The sequence below is a fragment of the Bosea vaviloviae genome (genome assembly GCF_001741865.1).
In the GTDB taxonomy this organism is placed as follows: domain Bacteria; phylum Pseudomonadota; class Alphaproteobacteria; order Rhizobiales; family Beijerinckiaceae; genus Allobosea; species Allobosea vaviloviae.
In genome coordinates this window covers 286,840-309,119 of sequence record NZ_CP017147.1, presented here as the reverse complement: position 1 = coordinate 309,119, position 22,280 = coordinate 286,840, and the positions used below count along the sequence as shown (strand labels likewise).

General features: G+C 65.0%; 22 protein-coding genes. 17 read left to right on the top strand and 5 right to left on the bottom strand.

Features of this window, described 5'->3' with window-relative positions; translation table 11 throughout:
* Nucleotides 1-278: 278 nt before the first annotated feature.
* From BHK69_RS01455 to BHK69_RS01425, 8 genes are all read left to right on the top strand, one after another.
* Complete coding sequence (locus tag BHK69_RS01455) at nucleotides 279-1,913, top strand: OpgD/OpgG family glucan biosynthesis protein (protein ID WP_069688564.1); 1,635 nt, start codon at nucleotides 279-281, stop codon at nucleotides 1,911-1,913.
* Between the two features lie 308 nt (nucleotides 1,914-2,221).
* A complete protein-coding gene (locus BHK69_RS32520; protein WP_158516140.1) occupies nucleotides 2,222-2,368 on the top strand; it encodes a hypothetical protein in 147 nt (48 codons plus the stop codon).
* A 17-nt stretch (nucleotides 2,369-2,385) separates the two neighbouring features.
* Nucleotides 2,386-3,120 (top strand): zinc ABC transporter ATP-binding protein AztA, encoded by a 735-nt coding sequence (gene aztA / locus BHK69_RS01450; protein WP_069693271.1) that lies wholly within the window; start codon nucleotides 2,386-2,388, stop codon nucleotides 3,118-3,120.
* Between the two features lie 15 nt (nucleotides 3,121-3,135).
* Nucleotides 3,136-4,017: a metal ABC transporter permease gene (locus BHK69_RS01445; RefSeq protein WP_069688563.1), complete on the top strand. Its 882-nt coding sequence runs from the start codon at nucleotides 3,136-3,138 to the stop codon at nucleotides 4,015-4,017.
* 37 nt (nucleotides 4,018-4,054) lie between these two features.
* Entirely contained in the window at nucleotides 4,055-4,999 is a 945-nt protein-coding gene (locus BHK69_RS01440; protein WP_069688562.1) for a metal ABC transporter substrate-binding protein, read from the top strand.
* Between the two features lie 196 nt (nucleotides 5,000-5,195).
* Complete coding sequence (locus BHK69_RS01435; protein WP_069688561.1) at nucleotides 5,196-6,158, top strand: CobW family GTP-binding protein; 963 nt, start codon at nucleotides 5,196-5,198, stop codon at nucleotides 6,156-6,158.
* A 136-nt stretch (nucleotides 6,159-6,294) separates the two neighbouring features.
* Nucleotides 6,295-7,305: a WD40 repeat domain-containing protein gene (locus BHK69_RS01430; protein ID WP_069688560.1), complete on the top strand. Its 1,011-nt coding sequence runs from the start codon at nucleotides 6,295-6,297 to the stop codon at nucleotides 7,303-7,305.
* A gap of 51 nt (nucleotides 7,306-7,356) precedes the next feature.
* On the top strand, nucleotides 7,357-7,587 hold the full coding sequence (locus BHK69_RS01425) for a hypothetical protein (RefSeq protein WP_083269768.1): 231 nt from the start codon (nucleotides 7,357-7,359) through the stop codon (nucleotides 7,585-7,587).
* Nucleotides 7,588-7,608: 21 nt separating this feature from the next.
* Here BHK69_RS01425 and BHK69_RS01420 read toward each other — a convergent pair whose 3' ends face one another.
* Complete coding sequence (locus BHK69_RS01420; protein ID WP_069693270.1) at nucleotides 7,609-8,166, bottom strand: flavin reductase family protein; 558 nt, start codon at nucleotides 8,164-8,166, stop codon at nucleotides 7,609-7,611.
* 176 nt (nucleotides 8,167-8,342) lie between these two features.
* Here BHK69_RS01420 and BHK69_RS01415 point away from each other — a divergent pair, with 176 nt between their 5' ends.
* The gene (locus BHK69_RS01415; RefSeq protein ID WP_069688558.1) at nucleotides 8,343-9,569 is read left to right on the top strand and encodes a winged helix-turn-helix domain-containing protein; all 1,227 of its coding nucleotides are present in this window, start codon (nucleotides 8,343-8,345) and stop codon (nucleotides 9,567-9,569) included.
* A gap of 272 nt (nucleotides 9,570-9,841) precedes the next feature.
* Here the strand turns inward: BHK69_RS01415 and mutT are convergent, their stop codons facing one another.
* Complete coding sequence (mutT, locus tag BHK69_RS01410) at nucleotides 9,842-10,246, bottom strand: 8-oxo-dGTP diphosphatase MutT (RefSeq protein ID WP_069688557.1); 405 nt, start codon at nucleotides 10,244-10,246, stop codon at nucleotides 9,842-9,844.
* A 177-nt stretch (nucleotides 10,247-10,423) separates the two neighbouring features.
* Entirely contained in the window at nucleotides 10,424-11,674 is a 1,251-nt protein-coding gene (argJ, locus tag BHK69_RS01405) for a bifunctional glutamate N-acetyltransferase/amino-acid acetyltransferase ArgJ (RefSeq protein WP_069693269.1), read from the bottom strand.
* Nucleotides 11,675-11,793: 119 nt separating this feature from the next.
* On the opposite strand from argJ, the gene BHK69_RS31230 reads away from it, so the two are divergent.
* Nucleotides 11,794-12,063 (top strand): BrnT family toxin, encoded by a 270-nt coding sequence (locus BHK69_RS31230; RefSeq protein WP_083269052.1) that lies wholly within the window; start codon nucleotides 11,794-11,796, stop codon nucleotides 12,061-12,063.
* A complete protein-coding gene (locus BHK69_RS01395) occupies nucleotides 12,038-12,292 on the top strand; it encodes a BrnA antitoxin family protein (protein ID WP_069688555.1) in 255 nt (84 codons plus the stop codon). Before BHK69_RS31230 ends, BHK69_RS01395 begins: the two co-directional genes overlap by 26 nt.
* Before the next feature lie 92 nt (nucleotides 12,293-12,384).
* Here BHK69_RS01395 and BHK69_RS01390 read toward each other — a convergent pair whose 3' ends face one another.
* On the bottom strand, nucleotides 12,385-13,233 hold the full coding sequence (locus tag BHK69_RS01390; protein ID WP_069688554.1) for a peptidylprolyl isomerase: 849 nt from the start codon (nucleotides 13,231-13,233) through the stop codon (nucleotides 12,385-12,387).
* A 376-nt stretch (nucleotides 13,234-13,609) separates the two neighbouring features.
* On the opposite strand from BHK69_RS01390, the gene secA reads away from it, so the two are divergent.
* From secA to serA, 6 genes are all read left to right on the top strand, one after another.
* On the top strand, nucleotides 13,610-16,387 hold the full coding sequence (secA, locus tag BHK69_RS01385) for a preprotein translocase subunit SecA (RefSeq protein WP_069688553.1): 2,778 nt from the start codon (nucleotides 13,610-13,612) through the stop codon (nucleotides 16,385-16,387).
* 303 nt (nucleotides 16,388-16,690) lie between these two features.
* Nucleotides 16,691-17,323, top strand: a complete 633-nt coding sequence (locus BHK69_RS01380; RefSeq protein WP_148663290.1) for a hypothetical protein — start codon at nucleotides 16,691-16,693, stop codon at nucleotides 17,321-17,323.
* A gap of 180 nt (nucleotides 17,324-17,503) precedes the next feature.
* Nucleotides 17,504-17,992, top strand: a complete 489-nt coding sequence (locus BHK69_RS01375; protein WP_148663289.1) for a hypothetical protein — start codon at nucleotides 17,504-17,506, stop codon at nucleotides 17,990-17,992.
* 84 nt (nucleotides 17,993-18,076) lie between these two features.
* Nucleotides 18,077-19,057 carry an SPFH domain-containing protein gene (locus BHK69_RS01370; RefSeq protein ID WP_069688550.1) on the top strand — a complete coding sequence of 327 codons (981 nt, stop codon included), beginning with the start codon at nucleotides 18,077-18,079 and terminating at the stop codon, nucleotides 19,055-19,057.
* A gap of 8 nt (nucleotides 19,058-19,065) precedes the next feature.
* The gene (locus BHK69_RS01365) at nucleotides 19,066-19,515 is read left to right on the top strand and encodes an NfeD family protein (RefSeq protein WP_069688549.1); all 450 of its coding nucleotides are present in this window, start codon (nucleotides 19,066-19,068) and stop codon (nucleotides 19,513-19,515) included.
* A gap of 216 nt (nucleotides 19,516-19,731) precedes the next feature.
* Nucleotides 19,732-20,988 (top strand): phosphoglycerate dehydrogenase, encoded by a 1,257-nt coding sequence (serA, locus tag BHK69_RS01360; RefSeq protein ID WP_069688548.1) that lies wholly within the window; start codon nucleotides 19,732-19,734, stop codon nucleotides 20,986-20,988.
* A gap of 283 nt (nucleotides 20,989-21,271) precedes the next feature.
* Here serA and BHK69_RS01355 read toward each other — a convergent pair whose 3' ends face one another.
* Nucleotides 21,272-22,246, bottom strand: coding sequence for a KpsF/GutQ family sugar-phosphate isomerase (locus BHK69_RS01355; RefSeq protein WP_083269051.1), 975 nt, complete (start codon nucleotides 22,244-22,246; stop codon nucleotides 21,272-21,274).
* Nucleotides 22,247-22,280: the final 34 nt, after the last annotated feature.

Here is a 22,280-nt window from a genome sequence, read left to right as displayed (position 1 = left end):
GACGTTTTTTTCCGGCCTTGCCAGCCGTGCTTATCCTTTTGTAGGTCAGGCCGAACGCAAAAGGAAAGCCAAAGGAACACAGGGCCTTTCTACTTTTGTCGGCATTCCGTGATGCTTTCGCCATTTTTGGCATGCATTGAAATGGCCTTCCCCTTTCCAGCTGTCCCCTTCTCGCCAGTTGCCTCTCCTCGGTTGCTCTGGCCTCCGGGACAGGTTAGCCCGGACAGCCCATGCCATCGCCAGCCTTGCCATTGCACAGCCAGAGAGCCTCGCCAGACATGCAGGATTGCTCCTCAGCAAGGCCTTCCCTTGCGCCCGCCCTCGACCGCCGGACCTTGCTTGCCGGGGCGAGCGCCACCGCGACGCTGGCTGCGCTCGGCTTTTCGCCAGCCGCGCTGGCGCAGCAGGGCCTGAAACTCGGCGTGGCGGAGGCGTTCGGCTTCGAAGGGCTGAAGGCGCGGGCACGCGATCTCGCATCCCGGCCCTATCAGGCCCCGCCGTCACCGCGAGCCGATGTGCTGGAGCGGATCGACTATGACGCGCATGGCAAGATCAAGTTCAAGCCGGAGATGGCGCTGTGGGCGAATGGCCCGTCGCCCTGGCCGGTGACCTTCTTCCATCTCGGCCGCTACTTCCAGAAGCCGGTGCGCATGCATGTCCTCGACGCCGGCCAGGCGCGCGAGATCGTCTATGACGAGAGCTATTTCGAGATGCCGGCGGATTCCCCGGCGCGCGAATTGCCGACGGGAGCCGGCTTCGCCGGTTTCCGCTTCCAGGAAAGCCGCTCGGGCCATCCCGGCCGCAAGGGCGAGAAGCTCGACTGGCAGAAGAACGACTGGGTCGCCTTCCTGGGCGCATCCTATTTCCGCGCCATCGGCGAGCTCTACCAATACGGCCTCTCGGCGCGCGGGCTGGCGATCGATCCGGCGGTGGCCGGCAAGCCGGAGGAGTTCCCCGACTTCACCCATGTCTGGCTCGAGACGCCTCAGCCCGGCGCTGAATATGTCGTGGTCTATGCCCTGCTCTCCGGCCCCAGCGTGGCGGGCGCCTATCGCTTCCGCATGCATCGCGGCAAGGGCGTCACCATGGAGGTCGAGAAGGCGCTCTATCTGCGCAAGGATATCGAGCGCCTGTGCATTTCGCCGCTGACCTCGATGTACTGGTACTCCGAGACGGCCAAATCGACCGCCGTCGACTGGCGGCCCGAAGTGCATGATTCCGATGGGCTCGCACTCTGGACCGGCGCGGGCGAACGCGCCTGGCGGCCGCTCAACAACCCCCGCCGGACCACGGCCTCGGCCTTCATGGACGAGAATCCGCGCGGTTTCGGCCTGCTGCAGCGCGACCGCGAGGTCGGCCATTATCTCGACGGCGTGTTCTATGAGCGCCGGCCGAGCCTCTGGGTCGAGACGCAGGGCGACTGGGGCAAGGGCGCGGTCCAATTGATCGAGATCCCGACCGACGACGAGATCCACGACAACATCGTCGCCATGTGGGTGCCCTCCGCCCCGGCCAGGGCGGGCGCCTCCTTCGAGTTCCGCTACAAGCTGCACTGGCTCGCCGACGAGCCCTTCCCGCCGGCGCTCGGGCGGGTCGTGGCGACACGGCTCGGCAATGGCGGCCAGCCCGGCACGGTCCGGCCCAGGGGCGTGCGCAAGTTCATGGTCGAGTTCCTGGGGCCGGCGCTGGAGACGATCCCCTTCGGCGTCAAGCCCGAGGTCGTGCTTTCGGCTTCGCGCGGGACGTTCTCCTATGTCTTCGCCGAGGCCGTGCCCGACGATGTGCCCGGCCATTGGCGGGCGCAGTTCGACCTCACGGTCGAGGGCAATGAGCCGGTCGAGATGCGCTGCTTCATGCGCGGCGGCGACAAGGTGCTGACCGAGACCTGGCTCTACCAGTACCTGCCGTTCTGATGGAGGCGATTTAGAGCATTTCCGCATTTCTCCGAATTGCGGAAATGCTCTAACATTTTGTTTTATTGCATTTTCTTCACGCGAACCGGTGTCCACTTCGCTCGAAAATGCTTTGGCCTGACTTTGCCGTCATGGCGGTCGGCTATCTCTCAAGAACAAACACTTGTCCCGACCATCCACGTCTTCCCTTTCGAGGGCGGGGGGCAGGACGTGGATGCTCGCCACAAGGGCGAGCATGACGGTGGAGCAACGGGACCATCCACAGACTCCGCTTGCTCGCTGTAGTTCGTAACATTATATCATCTCATATGAGCCAGTCGCACAGCCATGCCCGTCGCGCCGTTTCGGAGGATCCGGGCTGGTCGCTGCTGCGCCTGTCGGCTGCGGCCCGGCTTGGCCTGGCTGTCGCAGTGATCGTGCTGGTCTGGGCGGCGACGCTCGCCGTGATCATGTGAAGAGAGTGTTTGCGCCCGTGCCCGCTATCCGCCTCGACGATCTGACGCTCGGCTATGACCGCCATCCGGCGGTGCATCATCTTTGCGGCGAGATCGCCCAGGGCAGCCTGACGGCGATTGTGGGTCCCAATGGCGCCGGCAAGTCGACGCTGCTCAAGGGCATCGCCGGCGCGCTTGCGCCGCTCGATGGCGGGCTGACGCTGGCCAAGGGCAAGCGGCTTGCTTATCTGCCGCAATCGGCCGATCTCGACCGCTCCTTCCCGATCCATGTCTATGATCTCGTGGCGATGGGCTTGTGGGGCTCGGCGGGTATTTTCGGCCGCATCGGCTTTGGCGCGAAAGCCAGGATCGAGCAGGCGATCGCGGCCGTCGGTCTCACCGGCTTCGAGCGCCGACCGATCAGCAATCTCTCCGGCGGGCAGATGCAGCGCGTGCTGTTCGCCAGGCTCTTGCTGCAGGACGCCGACATCATCCTGCTCGACGAGCCTTTCACCGCGATCGATGCACGCACCACCTCAGACCTGCTCGCTCTGGTGCAGCGTTGGCATGGTGAGAGCCGCACCGTCGTCGCGGTGTTGCATGATATCGAGACGGTCCGCCGCGCCTTTCCGCAGACGCTGCTGCTGGCACGCGAGACCGTTGCCTGGGGCGCCACTGCCGAGGTGCTGACTCCTGCCAATCTGCTGAAGGCGCGCCAGATGGTCGAGGCCTTCGACAGCCATGCCGCCCCTTGCGAGCGCGACGCCGCCTGATCGGGCACACCAGCCATGACGCAATTCTACGACCTTTTCATCGGCCCCTTCGCCGAGTTCGACTTCATGCGCCGTGCGCTGGTCGGGATCTTTGCGCTCTCGGTCGCTGCCGCGCCGATCGGGGTCTTCCTGATGCTGCGGCGGATGAGCTTGACCGGCGACGCCATGGCGCACGCCATCCTGCCCGGTGCTGCGATCGGCTATCTCGTCGCCGGCTTCTCGCTCTCGGCGATGACGCTTGGCGGCCTCGTCGCGGGCTTTGCGGTCGCGCTGGCGGCCGGCGCGGTGGCGCGGGTGACGGTGATGAAGGAGGATGCGTCGCTTGCGGCCTTCTATCTGATTTCGCTCGCGCTCGGCGTCACCATCGTCTCGCTGCGCGGTTCGGCGATCGATCTCTTCCATGTGCTGTTCGGCAATGTGCTGGCGCTGGATGACGACGTGCTCGTCCTGCTGGCTGGTGTGACGACGCTGACGCTGCTGCTGCTGGCGGCGCTTTATCGCCCGCTGGTGATGGAATGCGTCGATCCCGGTTTCCTGCGCTCGGTCAGCCGTTCCGGCGGCTGGGTCCATCTGACTTTTCTCGCGCTCGTGGTGCTGAACCTCGTCGCCGGCTTCCATGCGCTGGGCACCTTGCTCGCGGTCGGGATGATGATGCTGCCGGCAGCCGCCGCGCGGTTCTGGACCGCCGACATCACGCGGCTGATCCTGCTCGCCTCGGGCTTCGGCATGGCCTCGGGCTATGCCGGGCTCGTCGTCTCCTATGCGGCGGGCAGCAATCTCCCCGCCGGCCCCGCCATCATCCTCGCCGCCGGGACGCTCTATCTCGGTTCGCTCCTGATCGGCTCGCAGGGCGGCCTTGCGCGGCGGCTCTTGCCTCGACCCCATCTCCAGCGCTAGTTATGTTATAGTGTTTCAATATGACTGGAGAGAAGCCATGCCGAATCGTCGCGAACTCGTCGCGGGCCTTGCCGCCGGATTGATCCTCGCTGCCGCACCGCTGGCGGCTTTGGCGCAGGAGAAGCTCCCCGTCGTCGCGAGCTTCTCGATCCTGGGCGATTTCGTAAGGGAGATCGGGGCCGAGCGCGTCTCGGTGACGACGCTGGTCGGGCCCAATGGCGATGCCCATGTCTATTCGCCGACGCCCGCCGACGCCAAGAGCATGGCCGGCGCCAAGCTGATCGTCGTCAACGGCTTCAAATTCGAGGGCTGGATGACGCGCCTGATCAAATCCTCCGCCGCCAAGGGCACGGTCGCGGTCGCGACGACGGGCATCACGCCGCAGGCGCTGCCCGCCGCGGAGGAGCCCGGCAAGAAGGACGCCCATGGTCACGATCATGCCGGCCGGGAGGACCCCCATGCCTGGCAGAATGTCACCAACGCCAAGGTCTACATCGCCAATATCCGCGACGCGCTGAGCGTGGCCGACCCGGCGGGAAAAGCGGTCTATGAGGCCAATGCGACGGCCTATCTCGCCAAGCTCGATGCGCTGGACGGGGAGATCAAGGCTGCGGTGGCGCGCATTCCGGCCGACCGGCGCAAGGCGATCACCTCGCATGACGCCTTCGGCTATTTCATCAAGGCCTATGGCATCGATTTCATCGCACCCCAGGGCGTCTCGACCGAGGCCGAGGCTTCGGCCAAGGATGTCGGGCGCATCATCCGGCAGGTGAAGGCCGAGAAGATTCCGGCGGTCTTCCTCGAAAACGTCACCAATCCGCGCCTGATCGAGCAGATCGCCAGGGAGAGCGGCGCCAAGATCGGCGGCCGGGTCTATTCGGATGCGCTTTCGGAAGCCTCCGGCCCGGCCGGGACTTACATCGCGATGATGAAACACAATATAAGCCAGTTCGAGAAGGCGCTCGGCGCCGGTCCGGCCTGAGCGTCGGTCCTCATCTCCAGCCCTCATCCCGAGGACCCGCGAAGCGGCGTCTCGAAGGATGGTTCAAAGCGTGCTGGAGCATCCTTCGAGACGCGATCCTTACGGATCGCTCCCCGGGATGAGGGCTGAAGCTTTCCAGGGCCGGGGCGGATATCGAGCGCTCCGGCTTTGTCCGTTCAATAACCAGGTCGAACCCATGTCCGAGAAAATCCCCGTCACGGTGCTCACAGGCTATCTGGGCGCCGGCAAGACCACGCTCCTCAACCGCATCCTCACCGAGGACCACGGCAAGAAATTCGCCGTGATCGTCAACGAGTTCGGCGAGACCGGCATCGATGGCGACCTCGTCGTCGGCGCCGATGAGGAAGTCTTCGAGATGAACAATGGCTGCATCTGCTGCACCGTGCGCGGTGATCTGATCCGCATCCTCGACGGCCTGATGAAGCGCAAGGGCAAGTTCGACGCGATCATCGTCGAGACCACGGGCCTGGCTGATCCGGCCCCGGTGGCGCAAACCTTCTTCGTCGACCAGGATGTCGGCGATGCGACCAAGCTCGACGCCGTCGTCACCGTGACGGACGCCAAATGGCTGACCGAACGGCTGAAGGATGCGCCCGAGGCGAAGAACCAGATCGCCTTCGCCGACGTCATCATCATCAACAAGGTCGATCTCGTCTCGGCCGAGGAACTGGCCGAGGTCGAGGCCGCGATCCGCGCCATCAACCCCTACGCCAAGCTGCACAAGACGACGCGCTGCGACCTGCCGATCGACCAGTTGCTCGACCGCAACGCTTTCGATCTCGACCGCATCCTCGACATCGAGCCGGATTTTCTCGAATCCGGACACCATCATCATCATTCCGACGAGGTGCGTTCGATGTCGTTCACGATCCCCGGCGATGTCGACCCCGACAAGTTCATGCCCTGGATCAACGATATCAGCCAGGCGCAAGGGCCCAACATCCTGCGCTCCAAGGGCATTCTCGCCTTCAAGGACGAGCCGCGCCGCTTCGTCTTCCAGGGCGTCCATATGATCCTCGATGGCGATCTGCAGCGCGATTGGAAGGCGGATGAGACGCGCAATTCCCGCCTCGTCTTCATCGGGCGCGATCTCGACGAGAGCGAATTGCGCAAGGGATTTTTGGCCTGCGCGGCGTGAGTTCTCGTCATGGTCGGGCTTGACCCGACCATCTCGGAAACCAGCACCTTCTCGTCCCGAGATTCTCGGTTCGGCGCGATGCGCCACCCGAGAATGACGCGTCGCCCCGTTCCGAATAGTTTGCTAGACCGGCCCCATGGATACGATCACCAAACCCGTTTCGCTGCGCGAACATGTCGTCCCCATTGAGGCCGGGGCGCATGTCGTCGCGGCCCATTGGCTCAAATCGGCGCTGGCGCTCGCGCTTGCCGACGGGCGCGTGCTGCGCTGGCGCGATGGCGAGGCCGAGAGCGTCGAGCCTCATGCCGGCGGCATTCTCAGCGCCTGCACGGACGGCGAACGACTGATCACCGGCGGTGATGACGGGCGCGTCGTCGCGACCGGAGCCGAGGGCGAACCCACCGAGATCGCGCGCGACCCCAAGCGCCGCTGGATCGATGCGGTGACGCTGTCGGGCAGCGGCAGCCTCGCCTGGAACACCGGCAAGACCGTGCATTCCCGCGACGACAAGGGCCGGGTCAAATCGCTCGATTTCGTTACGACGCCGCAGGGGCTGGTCTTCGCGCCGAAGGGCTATCGTCTCGCCGTCGCCCAGATGAACGGTGTCTCGCTGTGGTATCCCAACACCGAGGCCAAGCCCGAATTCCTGGAGTGGAAGGGCTCGCATCTCGATGTGATCTGGTCGCCCGATGGCCGCTTCGTCGTCTCCTCGATGCAGGAGAACGCGCTGCATGGCTGGCGGCTGGGCGACAAGCCGACGCATATGCGCATGACCGGCTACCCGGCCAAGCCGCGTTCCTTGTCCTGGTCGCATGACGGGCTCTGGCTCGCCTCATCGGGTGCGGACGCCGCAATCGTCTGGCCGTTCCAGGGGGAGGGGCCGACCGGCAAGGCGCCGCGCGAATGTGGCGCGCGCCACGCCAAGGTCACGCGCGTGGCCTTCCATCCCAAGGCGCTGGTGCTGGCCGTCGGCTATGACGATGGCTGCATCCTGATGATCCGCTTGACCGACGCCTCCGAGCTCCTGGTGCGGCCCGCGATCAAGGCCAGCGGCGTCACCGCCTTCGCCTGGGACAAGCTCGGCAAGCGCCTGGCCTTCGGGACCGAGGATGGTGTGGCCGGCGTGCTCACCTTGCCGGCCGGCTGAGGGGCCGGGATGCGCTTTGGCCTGTTCGGGAAAGGCGCTGCGGACAAGGCCGTGGCTTCTGAGGCCGCAACGCGGATCAAGGCCGATGTCCGCGACCTGCTCGGCCTGCCCGAGGACGCTGTGATCGCGGTCAACGAAATCCTCTGCGCCGACCCGGCCTGCCCGGGCACCGAGACGGTGATCCTGGTGATGAACCCCGGCGCAAAGACGAGGGCATTCAAGGCGCAGATGGCGATGAGCGAGCTGACATGCGAGGCGCTGGCGATCGTCCTGGCGGGTTGAGCCCGGGATCGCGCCGGAGGTTCAGAGCATTTCCGGCTTGAAGCTGCCGCGCCGGCTGAGCGAAGGACCGGCGACCATGAACTCGCCGTCGCCGCGATAATGCACCGTCTTCGGGTTCTTGGGCGAGGGCGCGACATGGGCCTTCACCACTTGCCAGATGAACAGCCCCTTGTCCGGCACGAGCGTATCGTCGGCGAGCTCGCATTCGAAACTGGCATAACACTCGTCGATCAGCGGCGCCTTGACCCTTTCGGCCTGGCCGGCGCTCAGATCGAACTCCTTGAACTTGTCGATCTCGCTGCCGGAGCTGTTGCCGATCGCGACGATGGTGTCGATCAGATCGACCGTCGGGACGTTGATGACACATTGCCGGGACTGGCGGATCATCTCGTAGCTGTGATTGCCGGTCCAGATATAGCCGCCGAACAAGGCGGGGGTGAATTGCAGCATCATGTGCCAACCCATGGTCATGATATTGGTCTTGCCCCGCCAGGCCGAGCTGACCAGCACGATCGGCCCTGTCTCGAGATGGCGGCGGATATCCATCAGCGGATAGTCCCGCTTCGCGTGACGCTTCATGATTTCTGGCTCCCGATTCCTGGCTCCCGTCGCCACGCTGTCGCGGTTCGACATAGGCAACGCCATTCTCCCGCCGATGTTTCAGGTCCGGTACCTGGCAGGCTCCCGCCAGCAGATGTCAGTGACGAAGGCCGGCACCACTTACGGTCCTGCCGCGACGCGGCTAGCTTGGCGCGATGGCATCCAGACCCAAGTTACCGCTCACCCTGACGAGAGACCGTGCGCGCGCCATCTGGCTGCGCGCGCAGCGGCTCGACGAGCCGGAGCCCTTCGGCGCCGGGCCGGAGGCGACGCGGGCCGCGGTCGCGCATCTCGGCTATGTCCAGATCGACACGATCAACGTGATCGAGCGCTGCCACCACCACATCCTCTACAGCCGCATCCCGAGCTATCGCCGCTCCGATCTCGCGCAGGCGCAAACGCTGGAGAAGAGCGTCTTCGAATACTGGACGCATGCACTCTCCTATGTCCCGACTGCGGATATCCGCTTCTTCCTCGGCGCGATGAAGGCGCATCGCGAGGAGCCCAAGCGCTGGTCGGCTGTCGGCTCGCCCGAGGAGACGCGCAAGCTGCTCCGGCGCATCCGCAAGGAGGGCGCGCTCACCATCCGCGACATCGACACCGATGTGCTGATCGAGAAGGCCCATCTCTGGGCGAGCAAGAAGCCGTCCAAGGGCCTGCTGGAGCGCGCCTTCTACGATGGCGAGCTCGTCATCTCGGCACGCGCCGGCATGCTCAAGACCTATGAACTGATCGACCGGCATTTCGGCTGGGAGAAGAAGCCCACTCCGGCCAGCGAGCGCCAGGTCGTTGCCTACAAACTCGACCGGGCGCTGCGGGCGCAGGGCGTGGTCAGCCTTGATTCGATCTGCCATCTCGACGCGCCCGCCAAGAAGGCCGTGGCCGAGCTGATCGCGGGGCGGGTCAAGCGCAAGGAACTCGTGCAGGTGCGGATCGAGGGGGCCGAGAAGGCGCCGCATTGGGCAAGCCCCGAGGCGCTGGAGGCCGTCGCTCCCACTGATGCCGGCCTCGTCCACATCCTCTCGCCTTTCGATCCCCTGATCATCCAGCGCAAGCGCCTGAATCTGTTCTTCGGCTACCAGCACCTGTTCGAGGCCTATCTGCCGCGGGAGAAGCGGGTCTATGGCTATTTCGCCCTGCCGGTCCTGCTCGGGGACCGGATCGTCGCGGTGCTCGACCTGAAGACCGACCGCGCCGCGGGCAAGCTGTTGATCCAGCAATGGAGCTGGCTTGCGGGGGAGGAGACGCCGGCCGCAAAGGCGGCGATCGAGATTGAGCTGGCGCGGTTCGAGCGGTTTCAGCTCGCGCTCGGCAGCGAGAGCGAGCCTGCCTTCGCAGAGGCGCTGCCTGAGGAGGAGAACCGCGCCGCGCTGCGCGCTTAGAGCACGCTGTTTATGCTCGGAACCGCGCCGTCATTCCGGGGCGATCCGTAGGATCGAGCCCGGAACCCATGAACACCGCGTTAATCCGTCATGGTCGGGCTTGTCCCGACCATCCACGTCTTCGCCGATCGAGGTCTGTGTTCAAGACGTGGGTGCTCGCCACAAGGGCGAGCATGACGCGCTGGAACAGCGTCCTGTGCATGGCTTGCCGGGTTCAGGCCCGCGGCCTGTCCTGGGATGACGGCAGGAAAGAGAGGCTCACGAGAGAGGCCTCAAGCCCCCAGCAGGTCGATCAGATGCGGGATCAGGGGTTCGTCGGCGGGTGGCATCGCCAGTTGGCTGAGCTTGCCGGCGCGGAGCCATTTCAGGGCCTGGCCCTCGCGCGAGATGGCCGTGCCCTCCCAGCGCCGGCAGATATAGAGCGGCATCAGCAGGTGGAAGTCCGGATAGGCATAGCTCGCAAAGGTCAGGGGCGCGAGGCAGGCTTCCTTCACGGTGATGCCGAGCTCTTCCGAGAGCTCGCGGATCAGTGCGGGTTCGGGCCGTTCGCCGGCCTCCAGCTTGCCGCCGGGGAACTCCCACAGGCCCGCCAGCGCCTTGCCTTCGGGGCGTTGCGCGACAAGGACGCGGTTGTCGGAATCGATCAGGGCGCAGGCGACGACGAGGAGGAGTTTCACGCTGGGGTCAGTGTCCGGAGAGGATGACGTGGACGGGATCAGTCTCCTTACCCATCACGCTCACGATGTCATAGATCGCGCCGTCTTCGTGAAAGAGCGACGGCTCGTCGGCCCTGATCACCTGGCGAGAACGAAATGCGCGCCCGGCGCGATGTTTTCGACGGCGAAGCGCTTCACTCAGGAGCGATAGTCGCCGTTGATTTCGACATAGGCCTTGGTCAGGTCGCAGGTCCAGACCGTGGATTTGCCCCGGCCCAGTCCAAGATCGGTGGTGATGACGATGTGCTCGCCGGTCATGTAGGCGGAGACCGCCTGCTCGTCATAGGACGGCGCGCGCGCGCCCTGCCGGGCGACCATGATGTCGCCGAAGGAGATGTCGAGCTTGTCGCGATCGGCGGGTTCGCCGGCCTTGCCGACGGCCATGACGATGCGGCCCCAATTGGCGTCCTCGCCGGCGATGGCGGTCTTGACCAGCGGCGAATTGGCGATCGAGAGCGCGACCCGCTTGGCCGAGCGCGCGGAGGTCGCCCCCGCGACGCGGATCTCGACGAATTTACGTGCGCCCTCGCCGTCTTTGCAGACGAGATGGGCGAGCTCGAGCAGCAGCGAATTCAGCGCGCGCTTGAAGCCGGAGAGGCGGGCATCGTTGACCTGGGTGATCGCGGGCACGCCGCGCTCGGCCGCCTTGCCCGTGGCGAAGAGCATCAGCGTGTCGGAGGTCGAGGTGTCGCTGTCGACCGTGACCGCATTGAACGAGCCCTTCACGCCCTTGGAGAGCAGCGCCTGCAAGACGGGCGCGGCTATGGGTGCGTCGGTGAAGACGAAGGAGAGCATCGTCGCCATGTCGGGCGCGATCATGCCGGCGCCCTTGGCGATGCCGGCCAGCACGACCTCCTTGCCGTCGATTTTTGCCTTGCGCGAGAGCGCCTTGGGGAAGGTGTCGGTGGTCATGATCGCCCGGGCGGCGTCGATCCAGGGGCCATCCGCGGCGCGCCTGGCGCAGTCGCTCAGCACGCCCTCGAATTTGGTGGCGTCGAGCGGTTCGCCGATCACGCCCGTGGAGGCGATGAAGACTTCCGAGGGCTTGCAGCTGGCAGCCTTGGCGGCGATCTCGGCGGTGAGCTTGACCGAGTCGCGACCTTTGAGCCCGGTGAAGGCGTTGGCGTTGCCGGAATTGACGACGATCGCGCGGGCCGAGCCTTGCGCCAGATTCTCGCGGCACCAGTCGACCGGGGCGGAGGGGCATTTCGAGCGGGTGAAGACGCCCGCGGCTTGCGTGCCCTGGTCGAGCAGCATCAGCACGACATCGGTGCGGCCCTTATAGCGGATGCCCGCTTCGGCGGTCGCGAAGCGCACGCCCGGCACAGCCGGGACCTTGGGCTGGCGCTTGGGCGCGAGCGGGGAAACGGGGACATCCTTGCCAGCCATGAAAAGCACCTCCAGATCAAGGAAGCCCATGTGCCGCAGGCCGATGACGAAAACAAGAAGGATGGCCGATGAGCCGGTATGCGCTCTTGCGGCGAGGCAAATCGTAGTTACATTGCGGCATGGAGATCGAGTTCGACCCGGCCAAGAACGAGATCAATCGGCAAAAGCACGGTATTTCGCTGGCGCGGGCAGTCGACCTCGAGATCCTCGGGTTCCAGGCTGACGACCGCTTCGCCGGGGAAACGCGCTATCGCGCCTGGGGATTGATCGACGAGCAGGCCTACTGCCTGGCTTTCGTCCAGCGTGAAGGGCGTATCCGCGCCATCAGCCTTCGTCGAGCGAGAGACAAGGAGATCAGACGTCATGTCCCGCAAGATCGTCTTCGATGACGACAATCCAGAATGGACGGAAGAGGATTTTCGGACGGCCCGCCCGGCCTCTGAGCTCCCTCCTGAAATCCTCGCGGCCTTTCCAAATACGAAGCAGCGCGGCCCGCAAGCCGCTCCGACCAAGGTTCAGGTGACGCTGCGGCTCGACCGCGATGTGATCGAGCGGTTCCGGAAGACCGGCAAGGGCTGGCAGACCCGGATCAACGAAGCGCTCAAGAAAGCCGTCTGATCGAGGCGGGGCGCCTGTCGCGGGCTGCGCAAAAAGAAAGGGCGGAGCTGCTCGCTCCGCCCTTGGGCAATCTGATCAGGGCTTCCTGCTCGTCAGCGCTTCTTCGGCTCAGCCGCAGGAGCAGGCGTGGCTGCGGCGGGCTGGTCCAGCCGCTCGACCTTGGCCTTCTCGCGCAGCGCCAGCACGATGTCCTGCTGGGCCTTGCGCTCGAGATACTGGTCGATCTGCGGCTTGACGGCGGCAAAATCCGGCGCCGGCTTGGTGCGGCGGTCTTCGAGCTTGATGACATGCCAGCCGAACTGGCTCTTCACCGGATCGGAGATCTGACCCTTCTGCAGCTTGAAGGCGGCTTCGGCGAATTCCGGCACCATGCGGTCCTTGCTGAACCAGCCGAGATCGCCGCCTTCCTTGCCGGAGCCGGGATCCTTGGAGAGTTCGGCTGCGACCTTGGCGAAATCCTCGCCCTTCTTGACGCGCTCGGTGGCCGTCTTGGCCTGGGCCTCGTCCTCGACCAGGATATGGCGCGCGTGGATCTCCTCCTCGGGCGGCAGCGCCTTGACGGTGTCGTCGAACAGCTTCTTGGCGGCTTCCGGGGTCGCGGCCTTCTTGGCCTCGCGCTGGAGATATTCGTCGAGCAGGACCTTGTCGCGGTTATAGGCGAGGCGGGCGGCGAAATCGGGGCCGTCGGCGACCTTGGCGTCGGTGGCGGCCTTGGCGCCGAGCTTGAGGTCGACGAGATAATTCACCACCTCGTCGCGCTTGCGCTCCTCGGGAACCTGCGCCAGTCGCTCGCCGAGATCCTCCGTCGCCAGCGCGACGTCGCGCTCGGTAATGGCGATGCCGTTGACCTTGGCCACGATCTTGTCGGCCTGGGCCAGCGCGGCGGGTGTCGCGGCGAGCACGAAACCGAGAGACATCATGGCGAGACGTGACAGCGTCATCGGGTCAAACCTTCCGCAAGCAGCAAAAACCGGTCATTTGCGCTGCACTGCCAGTTGAACGCGGCAAAGGCAAGGCAGCTGCGCGGTTTAAGGCTTTCGCGGCGCGATGCTGTGCCGGCCTTTGCGCGGCTTACGCAGTTCGATGGCGCCGCTCCCTTGGAACCGCGCGACGAAAACCCCACATCGGTTGCGAATTCCGCCGCCGGCCAAGGCTCGTGCTTGGCGCAAACAAGGCTCGCACTTGGTGCAAAGCGGTGCTGGACCCCGCCCCCGCACGCGTCTAAACACGCGGTCGAATTGAGAATTATCGGGCTTTCGCCCGCGCGCGGGTCACCGCGGACGCAAGGCGAAAGCTGCACTATCGAAAGGCCCAACAATGCTTGGCGCGCTCGCAAAGAAACTCTTCGGCTCGTCGAATGATCGGCGGGTCAAGGGCTATGGCCCTCGTGTCGCGGCGATCAACGCGCTCGAAAACGAGATTGCCGCACTCAGCGACGAGGCCTTGCAGGCGCGCACCGCCGAGTTCCGCCAGCAGCTCGCCAATGGCGCCAAGCTCGACGATCTCTTGGTGCCGGCCTTCGCCACGGTGCGCGAAGCGGCCAAGCGCGTGCTCGGCCAGCGGCCCTATGACGTGCAGCTTGTCGGCGGCATGGTGCTGCATGAGGGCGCCATCGCCGAGATGAAGACGGGCGAGGGCAAGACGCTGGTCGCGACCCTGCCGACCTATCTCAATGCGCTCGAAGGCAAGGGCGTGCATGTCGTCACGGTCAACGATTACCTAGCCCGCCGCGACGCGGAATGGATGGCCAAACTCTACAACTTCCTCGGCCTTTCCGTCGGCATCATCGTCCATGGCATCGACGATGAGGAGCGCCAGCGCGCCTATGCCAGCGACATCACCTACGGCACCAACAACGAATTCGGCTTCGACTATCTGCGCGACAACATGAAATACGAGGTCGCGCAGATGTCCCAGCGCGGCCACCATTTCGCGATCGTCGACGAGGTCGACTCGATCCTGGTCGACGAGGCGCGCACGCCGCTGATCATCTCCGGCCCGCTCGACGACAAGTCCGATCTCTATGTCGCCATCGACAAGATCCTGCCGGGGCTGGTGGCCGGGGATTTCGAGGTCGACGAGAAGCAGCGTGCCGTCTCGCTGACGGAGGCCGGCAACGAGCATATCGAGGAGCTGCTGCGCGAGGCCGACCTGCTGAAGGAGGGCGATCTCTACGACGCCCAGAACGTCACGCTGGTCCACCACGTCAACCAGGGCCTGCGGGCGCATTCGCTGTTCCAGCGCGACAAGGACTACATCGTCCGCAATGACGAGGTCGTCATCATCGACGAGTTCACCGGCCGCATGATGCCGGGCCGGCGCTATTCGGAAGGCTTGCACCAGGCGCTCGAAGCCAAGGAGCACGTCACCGTCCAGCCCGAGAACGCGACGCTGGCCTCGATCACCTTCCAGAACTATTTCCGGCTCTATTCCAAGCTCGCCGGCATGACCGGCACGGCTTCGACCGAGGCCGACGAGTTCTTCGAGATCTACAAGCTCGAAGTGGTCGAGATTCCGACCAATGTCCCGGTCGCCCGCAAGGACGAGGATGACGAGGTCTACCGCACCTTCGAGGAGAAGGTCCGCGGCGTCATCCGCGAGATCAAGGCGGCACAGGAGAGCGGCCAGCCCATGCTGGTCGGCACGACCTCGATCGAGCGCTCGGAGCTCGTCGCCGAGATGCTGGCGAAGGAAGGCTTCAAGCAGATCGATTTCAGCGACCCCAGCGGGCTGGAGCCGATCTACGCCGCCGCCCGCGCCGGCAAGCCCTCGAACGCCTTCGCCGTGCTGAACGCCCGCTTCCACGAGCTGGAGGCCTATATCGTGGCGCAGGCCGGCGTGCCCGGCGCCATCACCATCGCCACCAACATGGCCGGCCGCGGCACCGATATCCAGCTCGGCGGCAATGCCGAGATGCGCATCAATCACGATCTCGCCGGCATGGCGGAAGGGCCGGAGCGGGAAGCCGAGGCGAACCGCATCCGCGCCGAGGTGATCGACTTCAAGCAGCGCGTGATCAAGGCCGGCGGGCTCTACATCGTCGGCACCGAGCGCCATGAGAGCCGCCGCATCGACAACCAGCTGCGTGGCCGCGCCGGCCGCCAGGGCGATCCGGGTCGGTCCAAGTTCTTCCTGTCGCTGCAGGACGACCTGATGCGCATCTTCGGCTCCGACCGGATGGACGGCATGCTGCAGAAGCTCGGCCTCAAGGAGGACGAGGCGATCGTCCATCCCTGGATCAACAAGGCGGTCGAGAAGGCGCAGGGCAAGGTCGAGGCGCGCAACTTCGACGTCCGCAAGAACATCCTGAAATACGACGACGTCATGAACTCCCAGCGCAAGGTCGTGTTCGAGCAGCGCCGCGACTTCATGCGCCAGCCGACCGTGCGCGAGACCATCGACGACATGCGCCAGGGCGTCGCCGAGGATCTCGTCGGTCGTCATATCCCCGAGGAGGCCTATCCGGAGCAGTGGGACACCGCCGCGCTCAAGGAAGGCGTGATGCAGTTCCTCAATCTCGATCTGCCGATCGAGGATTGGGCGAAGGAAGAGGGCATCGCCGATACCGAATTGCGCGAGCGCATCCGCAAGATCGCCGACGAGGATTACGCGGCTCGCATCGAGCGCAACACCGAAGAGGTGATGACCTATGTTGAGAAGCAGGTGCTGCTGCAGACGCTCGACCATCTCTGGCGCGAGCATCTCGTCACGCTCGATCATCTCCGCCAGGTCATCGGCTGGCGCGGCTATGCTCAGCGCGATCCGCTGAACGAGTACAAGCAGGAGGCCTTCGAGCTGTACGACTCGCTGACCGACCGCCTGCGCGAACAGGTCACCGGCAATCTGATGCGCATCGAGGTGCGTTTCGACGCGCCGGAGGAACCGGGCAGCCTGCCACCGCAGGATGAAGCCGGTTCCGGCTTCGGCGGCGATTACGGCGCGGCCGGCCTGCAATATGCCGCGATCGAGGGCGACACGGCCGTGCTCGACCGCAACCCGACCGACCCGGCGAGCTGGGGCAAGGTCGGCCGCAACGAGGCCTGCCCCTGCGGCTCCGGCAAGAAATACAAGCACTGCCACGGCCAGTTCGTCTGAGGCGTGGTCGCTTCTCTTGCACGCGACGATACCCGGCTTCGTGCCGGGTATTTTCGTTGAATGGAGGGGTGGAGCAGAGCGCTGCGAAGCGTGAGTGCTAGGTCTGGCCGAAATATTCTATCGTGCTTCCTTTCTCATTGGAGCTCGCACCTCTTGATGCAGGTCGGCGGAGGCAGATCAACGGCAGCGGGGTCAGGGCAGCGCCTGCGGCTTTTGGCCTTGCCGACCGAGCGTGGATCGTCGAAGCGCAGCCGGAACAGCCTCGTCCGGCAGATCTTCCGCCTCCCTCAGCGAGAGAGCCATATGTCCTTTCCCGCCAGCGCTGGCGTCTTTGCCGGCCTTTCGGTTCTTGTTCTGGGCTCGGCTCATGCACAGCCATTGGACGACGTGCTGGAATGCTCCGGGCCGTTCGCGAAAGACATGGACGAGGCGGCGCTCGTCAAAGCATTCGGGGCCCAAAATTTCGTGCGTGCGGACATCGATATCGGCGAACTGACCACGGAACCCGGAACAGTCATCTTCCCAACGCACGCGAAGCGACGCATCGAAGTGTTGTGGCATGACATGAGCGAGAGGCGACGACCCCGTTCGATCACCGTAAGGCATGCATCCACCTGGACGATCGCGGCGCGGTTTCCCGATCAGCGACGGCTCACAGTCGGCACGCCTCTCGCTCAGGTGGAGGCGATCAACGGGAAGCCGTTTCTGCTTTTCGGGTTCGGGTGGGACAACGGCGGATATGCGGTTGGCTGGGAAGGTGGGGCGTTGAAGAATGCCGTCGCTTGCAACCTCTTCCTGCGCTTCGAGCCTGATCCCAAGGCAAAGGATAGCGCCCTGAGCAAAGCGTCAGGGGGCAAGCAGTTCAAGTCTTCAAGCCCTGCGATGCGCGCGGTCAGGCCCACGGTGTCGTCGATCTCGCTGGGCTGGCCCGAGTAGCGCAATTCGATGCCCGCTCTCCAGGCGCTCGCCAACCGCAGCGGAAACGCCGGCGGGTTTTGGCGTGTCGACCAGGATCAAGCGGGGCCTCTCTTGCAAGTATAGCGGTCCTTCCAGCATGTTCTTTTTTATGACAATGGAAAGATAATCAACCACGCTCTCTGGCGAGGGGCAAATTGTATGATCAAATTGTTATTTATCGGATTTTCAATTTCGGTTTTGAATACATCGGTTTTTATGTCTCGAGCCAGCGCTGAAGATGCGCCTCCAGATAAATGGGGATGGGAGTTGATGAATGATGGGCGCCTTGTTTATGGCGTTGAAAACAGTGACATTACGAAGTTTGTAGTGATCTTCTCAAAGAAGCGCAGTCGAGTAGAAATTCTGATCGATATCAGGCCGAAGGCCGGAAAATTCGGAGACAAAACTCCGATCAGTTTTCAGACTGGAATTGAGAAGCGGCATTATACCGCCGTGTTAACGGAACTCGATGGGATTAGCGGTACTGATGTCGAACTCAGTATCCCGCTTTCGGCAAAGCTTTTCGACCTGCTTGAAGGCGGTGAAACGATCCTCGCCCAGGTCGAGGGCGCGCAGGTGCGGTTGCCGCCCTTCGGCACCCAGCGTGCAGAGGCTTCACGCGCTTTCAGGAAGAACTGCGCAGGCTGAACCCTCGCCCTTGCATCAGCCCGTCGCAATCGTCAGGTTGCATTCGCACCGCAGTTGCAACGACTCGATTGGGAGACGGCTCGGATGGTTGTAATGACGGGCGCGAATATAGCCATCCTTCTCCTTGTCGGTATCGTCATCCTCGGGCTTGCGCTTGGCGTGCGCACCGTGCCGCAGGGCTACAACTATACCGTCGAGCGCTTCGGCCGCTATTCGCGCACGCTCAGCGCGGGGCTCGGCCTGATCTGGCCGTTTTTCGACCGCATCGGCCACAAGGTGAATGTCATGGAGCAGGTGCTCGACATTCCTTCGCAGGAGGCGATCACCAAGGACAATGCCGGCGTGCGCATCGACGCCGCTGCCTTCTACCAGGTGCTCGACGCTGCCAAGGCCAGCTACGAGGTCTCCTCGCTCGGCCAGGCCCTGATGATCCTGACGATGACCAATATCCGCACCGTGGTCGGCTCGATGGACCTCGACCAATTGCTCTCCCATCGTGATGAGATCAATGAGCGGCTGCTCAGGGTGATGGACGCCGCCGCCTCGCCCTGGGGCGTCAAGGTCACGCGCATCGAGATCCGCGACATCCTGCCGCCGGCCGATATCGCCGGCGCGATGAACCGGCAGATGAAGGCCGAGCGCGAGAAGCGCGCCGCGGTGCTGGAGGCGGAAGGCCTGAGGCAGGCCGAGATCCTCAAGGCCGAGGGCCAGAAGCAGTCGCAGATCCTCGCCGCCGAGGGCCGCAAGGAAGCCGCTTTCCGCGACGCCGAGGCGCGCGAGCGCTCGGCCCAGGCCGAGGCGTCCGCGACCGCCATGGTCTCGGAAGCGATCAGCAAGGGCGATATCCAGGCGGCGAACTTCCTCATCGCCGAGCGCTATACCGACGCGCTGAAGGCGATCGCCTCCGCCCATAACAGCAAGGTGGTGATCGTGCCGATCGAGGCGGCCGCGCTTGCAGGGACTGTCGGCGGCATCGCGCAACTGACCCGCGCGGTCTTCGGCGAGGAGGCGGTCGCGACGCGCCGCGCCGCTTCGGTTCCGCCGTCCGGCCGCACGAACGGGTGAGGCCGGTCATGCTGCTGGACTGGTTTTCCTCGCTTGGCGGCTGGAGTTGGGTCGTGCTCGGCCTCGTGCTGATCGGCGGCGAATTGCTGGCGCCGGGCGTGTTCCTGATCTGGCTCGGCCTCGCCGCGCTGCTGACGGGCGTCGTCGCCGGGCTTTTGGGCATCGGCTGGCAGAGCGCGGCGCTGGTGTTCGCGGCGCTTTGCGTCGTCAGCGTGCTCGCCGGGCGACGCCTGACGCTGCGCAAGGACGAGGAGCCCGATGCCGCGACGGGCCTCAACGATCGCGGCCGCCAGCTCATCGGCAAGGTTTTCCGATTGGAGGCGACGATGACCGGCGGCGAGGGCCGCATCCGCGTCGGCGATTCCTCCTGGCGCGTCACCGGCCCGGAATTGCTGGCGGGCAGCGACATCAAGGTGGTGCGGGTCGAGGGCGCGACGCTTGTGGTCGAGAAGGCCTGAGCGTCATTGCGAGCACCCGGGTTTTGCCTTGCAAGCCCGAGTACAGGCTCCGCGAAGCAATCCAGGAGGGCTCGCTCGACGGCTCCTAGATTGCTTCGCTTCGCTCGCAATGACGCTGAGGGTGCGACAGTGTGTAGGACAGGGAGCGCAGGAATCCGGTTGTGTCATGCGGCAGCGGGTCTATAGCGAACGCTCCGTCGCCAGCCCGATCGTTCCATGACACTCCGCACGCAACGCCTGTCCCTCTCCAAGGACCGCATCAAGGTCCTGCTTCTGGAGGGCATCAATGATTCCGCCGCCGATCTGATGGTCCAGGCCGGCTATACCAATATGGTCCGCCTGCCCAAGGCGCTCGACTATGATGCGCTGCTCAAGGCCGTCGAGGGCGTGCATGTGCTCGGCATCCGCTCGCGCACGCAGCTCACGGAGCCGGTCTTCGCCCAGGCGAGCCGGCTCTTCGCGGTCGGCTGCTTTTCCGTCGGCACCAATCAGGTCGATCTGCAGGCGGCGCGCGGGCGCGGCGTGCCGGTCTTCAACGCGCCCTTCTCGAACACCCGCAGCGTCGCCGAATTGACGATCGGCGAGATCGTCATGCTGTTGCGCAAGATCACCGACCGTTCGGTCTCGGCGCATGGTGGCGGCTGGGACAAATCCGCGAACGGATCCTTCGAGGTGCGCGGCAAGGTGCTGGGTATCGTCGGCTACGGCAATATCGGCAGCCAGCTCTCGACGCTCGCCGAGGCGATGGGCATGCGGGTGATCTATTTCGATCAGACCGACCGCCTGCGCCATGGCAACACCGAACCGGTCGACAGCCTCGCCGAGTTGCTCGGCAATGCCGACATCGTCTCGCTGCATGTACCGGAGACGCCGGCGACGCATGGCATGATCGGGGCCGAGCAGATCGCGCAGATGCGGCCGGGCAGCTATCTCATCAACAATTCGCGCGGCACGGTGGTCGATCTCGAGGCGCTGGCCGTGGCCTTGCGCGAGGGCCGGCTTGCGGGCGCAGCCGTCGACGTCTTCCCGGTCGAGCCCGCCTCCAATGCCGACCGTTTCGTCTCGCCGCTGCAGGGCCTGCCCAATGTCATCCTCACCCCTCATGTCGGCGGCTCGACCGAGGAGGCGCAGGAGCGCATCGGCGCTGAGGTTGCGCGCAAGCTCGTCGATTATTCCGATATCGGCTCGACCGTCGGCGCGGTGAATTTCCCGCAGGTCCAGCTCACGCCACGTCCCGCCGGCACGCGTTTCATCCATGTCCAGCGCAATGTGCCGGGCATGCTGCGGCGCCTGAACGACGTCTTCGCCGCCCGCGAGGTCAACATCTCTGCGCAGAACTACCAGACCGATGGCGAGGTCGGTTACGTCGTGATGGAGGCCGACAGCGTCGGCCCCGAAGCGCGCGACATCCTGCGCGAGATCGCGGCGCTCGACGGCACGATCAGGGCCAGGCTTTTGTATCAGCGGGCGTGAGCTGCGCACCTCTCGTCATTGCGAGCGCAGCGAAGCAATCCAGGGAGCGTAGCGCTCCATGAGACTGGATTGCTTCGCTGCGCTCGCAATGACGGTGCGTAGGATACACGCTGGCTTTCAGAGCACGCCGTTTGTGCTCGGAAATACGCCGTCATCCTGGGCGTAGCGAAGCGGAGGCCCGGGATCCATCGGAGGGCTGCGGAGCTCTAGGATGGATCCCGGAGCTGCGCCGCTACGCGACTTGTCCAGGACGACGCAGTGGCTCCGAGCCAAGACTGCAGCCTTAAGCCACGCCCAGCGTCAGCAGGTCGTGGACATGGACGAGCCCGACCGGCTTGTCCTCGCCATCGGCGACGATCAGCGCGGTGATGCGCAGGCGGTTGACCATCTCCAGCGCCTCGACCGCCAGCGCGTCGGGCGCGATGCGGCGCGGGTTCGGCGTCATCACATCGCGGGCGCGGCGCGCGGTGACGTTGCCTGAGGTCAATTTCCGGCGCAGATCGCCATCGGTGACCACGCCTGCCAGCCGGCCGTCGGGGTCGACGACGATGGCGCAGCCAAAACCCTTGGCCGAGATCATCTCGACGACGTCGGCGACGGCGGCGTCGAGCCCGACGCGCGGCAGCGCCTCGCCGCGATGCATGATGCTCTCGACCGTCTTGAGCTGGGCGCCGAGCTTGCCGCCGGGGTGGTAGACGAAGAAATCCTGGCGCGAGAAGCCGCGCGCCTCCAGCAGCGCGACGGCGAGCGCGTCGCCCAGCGCCATCTGCATCGTCGTCGATGTGGTCGGCGCCAGCCCATTCGGGCAGGCCTCGGCTGCCTTGGGTAGGATCAGCGCGATATCGGCCTCGCGCCCGAGCGCGCTGTCGGCATTCGAGGTCAGGCCGATCAGCCCGACGCGGAAGCGCCGGGTATGGCCGACAATGGCGGCAAGCTCCGCCGTCTCGCCCGACCAGGACAGCGCGATCACCACATCCTCGGGCTGGACCATGCCGAGATCGCCATGGCTGGCTTCGGCCGGGTGGACGAAATGCGCAGGCGTGCCGGTCGAGGCCAGGGTCGCCGCGATCTTGCGCCCGACATGGCCGGATTTGCCCATGCCGGTGACGACGACGCGGCCGCTGGCGGCGCGGATCAGCTCCACAGCCGCCGCGAAGGGCTGGCCCAGCCCATTGGCGAGCGCCTCGTGAAGCGTATCGAGCCCGGAGCGCTCGGTTGCGATGGTGCGAAGCGCTGAAGCGCGGATGTCGGCCGTCATGAGCGGCGCTCTAGCACGGGGAATGGCCGCTGCG

Bases quoted from the DNA above. Each gene is read 5' to 3' on its own strand.
- BHK69_RS01455 (WP_069688564.1), top strand. From the start codon at position 279: ATGCAGGATTGCTCCTCAGCAAGGCCTTCCCTTGCGCCCGCCCTCGAC.
- BHK69_RS32520 (WP_158516140.1), top strand. From the start codon at position 2,222: ATGAGCCAGTCGCACAGCCATGCCCGTCGCGCCGTTTCGGAGGATCCG.
- BHK69_RS01445 (WP_069688563.1), top strand. From the start codon at position 3,136: ATGACGCAATTCTACGACCTTTTCATCGGCCCCTTCGCCGAGTTCGAC.
- BHK69_RS01440 (WP_069688562.1), top strand. From the start codon at position 4,055: ATGCCGAATCGTCGCGAACTCGTCGCGGGCCTTGCCGCCGGATTGATC.
- BHK69_RS01435 (WP_069688561.1), top strand. From the start codon at position 5,196: ATGTCCGAGAAAATCCCCGTCACGGTGCTCACAGGCTATCTGGGCGCC.
- BHK69_RS01430 (WP_069688560.1), top strand. From the start codon at position 6,295: ATGGATACGATCACCAAACCCGTTTCGCTGCGCGAACATGTCGTCCCC.
- BHK69_RS01420 (WP_069693270.1), bottom strand. From the start codon at position 8,166: ATGAAGCGTCACGCGAAGCGGGACTATCCGCTGATGGATATCCGCCGC.
- BHK69_RS01415 (WP_069688558.1), top strand. From the start codon at position 8,343: ATGGCATCCAGACCCAAGTTACCGCTCACCCTGACGAGAGACCGTGCG.
- argJ (WP_069693269.1), bottom strand. From the start codon at position 11,674: ATGGCTGGCAAGGATGTCCCCGTTTCCCCGCTCGCGCCCAAGCGCCAG.
- BHK69_RS31230 (WP_083269052.1), top strand. From the start codon at position 11,794: ATGGAGATCGAGTTCGACCCGGCCAAGAACGAGATCAATCGGCAAAAG.
- BHK69_RS01395 (WP_069688555.1), top strand. From the start codon at position 12,038: ATGTCCCGCAAGATCGTCTTCGATGACGACAATCCAGAATGGACGGAA.
- BHK69_RS01390 (WP_069688554.1), bottom strand. From the start codon at position 13,233: ATGACGCTGTCACGTCTCGCCATGATGTCTCTCGGTTTCGTGCTCGCC.
- secA (WP_069688553.1), top strand. From the start codon at position 13,610: ATGCTTGGCGCGCTCGCAAAGAAACTCTTCGGCTCGTCGAATGATCGG.
- BHK69_RS01380 (WP_148663290.1), top strand. From the start codon at position 16,691: ATGTCCTTTCCCGCCAGCGCTGGCGTCTTTGCCGGCCTTTCGGTTCTT.
- BHK69_RS01375 (WP_148663289.1), top strand. From the start codon at position 17,504: ATGATCAAATTGTTATTTATCGGATTTTCAATTTCGGTTTTGAATACA.
- BHK69_RS01370 (WP_069688550.1), top strand. From the start codon at position 18,077: ATGGTTGTAATGACGGGCGCGAATATAGCCATCCTTCTCCTTGTCGGT.
- BHK69_RS01365 (WP_069688549.1), top strand. From the start codon at position 19,066: ATGCTGCTGGACTGGTTTTCCTCGCTTGGCGGCTGGAGTTGGGTCGTG.
- serA (WP_069688548.1), top strand. From the start codon at position 19,732: ATGACACTCCGCACGCAACGCCTGTCCCTCTCCAAGGACCGCATCAAG.
- BHK69_RS01355 (WP_083269051.1), bottom strand. From the start codon at position 22,246: ATGACGGCCGACATCCGCGCTTCAGCGCTTCGCACCATCGCAACCGAG.